Here is a 4,223-nt window from a genome sequence, read left to right on the forward strand (position 1 = left end):
CCTATCCCCTGTNTGCCTTGCCTCCCACGACTCGACGAACCCCGCGCGNGCCGCAGGTCGTTCGCGCGGCGTCTGCCTCCTCGATCACGGCGGCGTACGGCTGTTTCGCGGTGTCGGTGCGCGTCGCGAGCGCGGCCAGGGCGCGCTTGACGGCGGTAGTCGAGACCACGGGGAGACTGGCGCGGTATCGGATATAAGCGGTCGGCGACTCGATACGTCCGGCCGCTCAGATGCCCAGCGAGTACAGCCGCTTGCGCGCGTCGGTGAACGAGAACCGGGAGTCGACGACGCCCTCGTCTTCGAGCCGCGACAGCGCGTACCGAACGGTTCGCGGCGGGAGCAGCGTCTCCTCCGCCAGTTCGCTCTGGGTGAGCGTGTCGTTGTAGTCCAAGACCTTCGCGACTAACTTCGCGCTCGGCGGCAGGTCGCGAACGGCGGCCCAGCGGTCCGCGGTCCCGTCGTCGGCGGTGACGGCATCGGTCGTGCTCATGCGTGTCTCGATCGTTGGGATGCTGTATGATAATATTTACTATCCATTTTAATTACTACAGGGAATTTATCGCGCCGGGGCGCACGGGCACGTCGGTGGTGCGCTCCGGCGCAGTCCGCCGTCGAGGCCGGCGAAACGGGCGGTGTCGTTCCCCCACCCGAAGCCTCTTATCCGCGAGACGCCTTCATAAACACAATGAGCGACATGGTCGATGACGTCGACATGCCCTACGACGAGGGCTCGGCGTCAAAACAGGAGAAGATCGACTCCTTACAGGAGCGGCTCGACGTCCTCGAGTCGCAGAACGAGGAGATGCGCGACAAGCTCCTCGACGCCAACGCGGAGAACAACAAGTACCAGCAGAAGCTCGAACGGCTCACCCACGAGAACAAGAAGCTGAAACAGTCTCCGCTGTTCGTGGCGACAGTCCAAGAGATAACGCCCGACGGCGCGGTGATCAAACAGCACGGGAACAATCAGGAGGCGCTCACCGAGATCACCGACGAGCTGCGCGAGAAGCTCGACCCCGACGATCGCGTCGCGGTCAACAACTCCCTGTCGGTGGTCAAGAAGCTGGAGAAGGAGACGGACGTCCGGGCCCGCGTGATGCAGGTCGAGCACTCCCCGGACGTCACCTACGCCGACATCGGCGGCCTCGAAGACCAGATGCAGGAGGTCCGCGAGACGGTCGAGATGCCCCTCGAACACCCCGACATGTTCGAGGATGTCGGGATCCAGCCCCCGAGCGGCGTGCTCCTGTACGGCCCGCCCGGTACGGGCAAAACGATGCTCGCGAAGGCCGTCGCCAACGAGACGGATGCGACGTTCATCAAGATGGCCGGCTCGGAGCTGGTCCACAAGTTCATCGGCGAGGGCGCGAAGCTCGTCCGCGACCTGTTCGAGGTCGCCCGCGAGAACCAGCCCGCCGTCCTCTTCATCGACGAGATCGACGCGATCGCCTCGAAGCGGACCGACTCGAAGACCTCCGGCGACGCCGAGGTCCAGCGGACGATGATGCAGCTCCTCTCGGAGATGGACGGCTTCGACGAGCGCGGCGAGGTCCGGATCATCGCCGCGACCAACCGCTTCGACATGCTCGACCCCGCCATCCTCCGGCCGGGCCGCTTCGACCGCCTCATCGAGGTGCCAAAGCCGGAGACCGCGGGCCGCGAGATCATCTTCCAGATCCACACGCGAAACATGAACCTCGCCGACGGGGTCGACTTCGCGGAACTGGCCGAGCTGACTCCCGACGCCTCCGGGGCCGACATCAAGGCGATCTGTACGGAAGCCGGGATGTTCGCCATCCGCGACGACCGGACGGAGGTCACGCTCGACGACTTCCTCGAAGCCCACGAGAAGCTCCGGCAGGACGAGGAGACGAACGCCGACGACTCGCTGGCGTTCGCCTGATCGGGTCCGACCGTTCGTCTGATCGACCTCGGTAGTCCGACGGCGTCGCCGCCGCGACCGAGTCGCCCGCCTTTTGGACGCCCCGTTGTCGTGACGATTCCGCTATAGCGCCGCTACAGCGCCGCGACCGCCAGGTACGGCGCGACGAAGAATAGGAGAAACACCAGTCCGACCGCGAGCGCGTAGCCGCCCCCCACGCCGACGAGCGCCAGCCAGCCGCCGTCGACCGCGTCAGCGAAGCTCATGGCTCACCGTCCGCGGCCCGAGACTTAAATCCGCGTTCACACGTCGCCGGCCATCGCCCGGAACAGGCCGTCGGCGAGCGCGTCGCGGTCGACGGTCGTCGACTCGCCCTCCCCCGTGGGATCGATCTCCGGCTCGATCGTTCCGCCACCCATCCGGGAGTGTCCGCCGCCGTTCCCGTTGTCGACATCGTCCAAGACCGCCGCTATCGCGTTGCCCATGTGGACCCTGTCGTCGCGCGACCGCCCCGAGATGTCGAACGGTCCCGTCCCGTTCGCCGATCACCACGACCGCGCTGACCCCCTCCAGCTGGATCAGCTCGTCCGCGGCCTGCGGGATCGCGTCGACGTTGTTGACGCCGCCGACGTCGGCGACTCCGAACGATCCCTCGACGCGTCGTCCCGCGATCGCCCGTGCCTTCACCTCCAGCACCTCCGCGTCGACCGCGGGGTTCGCGATCCGGTCGAGCCGGTCCTGGTCGACGCCGGGGTAGAGGTACGCGGCCGCCGCGAAGTCCGGTTCGCTGGCCCCGACGGTGAGGTGTTTCGTGTCGGCTAATATTCCGTACAGCAGTCCCGTCGCGGTGTCGGTCGACAGCGTCAGGTTGCTCGCCGTCTCGCTCGCGTGTTTGTCGGGCGGCACGGGGACCGCGTCGTTGTCCTGAAAGTACTCGGCGATGACCGACGCGCTCGCCCCGTAGTCGGTCCGCACGTCGGTGAACGACTCGCCCGCGCCGTCTCCCGGGTGGTGGTCGACGACCGCCATCGGCAACACGCCGTCGGCCCCTGCGAACCCCCGCGGCTCGTTGTGATCGACCAAGACGACCGACTCGGCCGCGAGGTCGCTCACGTGTTCGATCGGCTCCAGTTCGAGGTCGAGAACGGTCTGAAACGCGCGATTCTCTTGGTGACGAATCTGGCCGGGGTACTGGACGGTCGCGTCGACGTCGACCTGGTCGGCGAGGGAGGCCACCCCGACGGCCGCCGACATCGCATCGGGGTCCGGGTTCGGGTGCATCAGCACCGTGATCTCTTCCTGATCGGCCAACAGCCGTCGGAACCTGACGCCCGGCGTCCGACGCGCGCGGAGTACGACGACGACGGCCGCGACGGTAACCAGGGCGACGAGCGCTACGCCGACGGCGATCTCCGGGTTCTCCCGGAGCACGGCTTGCGCCTGCGAGAGTCCGTCATCGGCCGCGCTCATCGGTCGCATGGATTGTAGCCACTCGTCCCCGACACATGAAGCTTCGTTGCCGTTCCGACCGACTGAGACCGACGGAATCGAACGCAGTCGGGCGGTCTCGTGTTGATACGGGTCTTTTCCTCCCCTTTGGGCTACTCGGTCGCGACCCGGTACGCGCGCACGGCCTCCCGGTATCCCGACCGGAACGTCGGATGGACGAACTCGTAGCCGAGGTCGCGGAGCAGCGCGTTCGAACACCGCTTGCTCGTCCGGATCCGGCGCTCAGCGGCCGCGGAGAGGTCTCCGGCCGCGATCCGCTCGTCCTTCGACCGTTTCTCCGGACGCGCCACCCCGCAGGCGTCCGCGAGCCAGTCGGCGAACGCGTGTTTATCGACCGGTTCATCGTCGACGACGAGGACGACGCGGTCGCGCGCGCTGTCCGTCTCCAACAGGTGCCGGATCGATCCTGCCGCGTCGTCGCGGTGGACCATGTTCAGGTGGCCGGCGGTCACCGGCCCCTCCACGTACCGTTCCAGCCGGTACCGATCCGGCCCGTACAGCCCCGCGAATCGAACGACCGTCCCGTCGATCCCCGCGTCGGCCGCGCGCTCCGCCGCGATCCGTTCGGCCTCGGCGAGGACGCGCGTCTTCTCCGTGGTGGGTTCGACCGGCGTCTCCTCGTCGACCCACCCGCCGTCGTGGTCTCCGTACACGCCGGTCGAGGACGTGTACACCAGCCTGTCCGGCGGGGACGCCCGCGACCCGTACTCGTCGACGACGTTCGCCAGTCCGTCGACGTACACCTCGCGCGCCGCGTCCGCGCCGCGACCGCCGGAGCTGGCCGCGAAGACGACGGCGTCCGCGTCCGGCAGCACCTCCAGCGACTCCGGCT

General features: G+C 67.6%; 4 protein-coding genes and 1 pseudogene. 1 reads left to right on the top strand and 4 read right to left on the bottom strand.

Going from position 1 to position 4,223, the window contains the following annotated elements:
- Nucleotides 1-226 precede the first annotated feature (226 nt).
- Nucleotides 227-490 carry a helix-turn-helix domain-containing protein gene (locus BN903_RS07770; protein WP_048077193.1) on the bottom strand — a complete coding sequence of 88 codons (264 nt, stop codon included), beginning with the start codon at nucleotides 488-490 and terminating at the stop codon, nucleotides 227-229.
- Between the two features lie 195 nt (nucleotides 491-685).
- Here BN903_RS07770 and BN903_RS07775 point away from each other — a divergent pair, with 195 nt between their 5' ends.
- Nucleotides 686-1,903, top strand: a complete 1,218-nt coding sequence (locus BN903_RS07775) for a proteasome-activating nucleotidase (RefSeq protein ID WP_048077194.1) — start codon at nucleotides 686-688, stop codon at nucleotides 1,901-1,903.
- A 113-nt stretch (nucleotides 1,904-2,016) separates the two neighbouring features.
- Here the strand turns inward: BN903_RS07775 and BN903_RS18320 are convergent, their stop codons facing one another.
- The 3 genes and pseudogenes from BN903_RS18320 to BN903_RS07785 form a co-directional block, all read right to left on the bottom strand.
- Nucleotides 2,017-2,148 (bottom strand): hypothetical protein, encoded by a 132-nt coding sequence (locus BN903_RS18320; RefSeq protein WP_255331280.1) that lies wholly within the window; start codon nucleotides 2,146-2,148, stop codon nucleotides 2,017-2,019.
- A 36-nt stretch (nucleotides 2,149-2,184) separates the two neighbouring features.
- Nucleotides 2,185-3,361 (bottom strand): annotated as a pseudogene (locus tag BN903_RS07780) (bifunctional oligoribonuclease/PAP phosphatase NrnA).
- 122 nt (nucleotides 3,362-3,483) lie between these two features.
- On the bottom strand, nucleotides 3,484-4,223 hold a 740-nt coding region (locus BN903_RS07785), incomplete at its 5' end, for an NAD-dependent epimerase/dehydratase family protein (protein ID WP_048077195.1).

This window comes from Halorubrum sp. AJ67, from assembly GCF_000513435.1.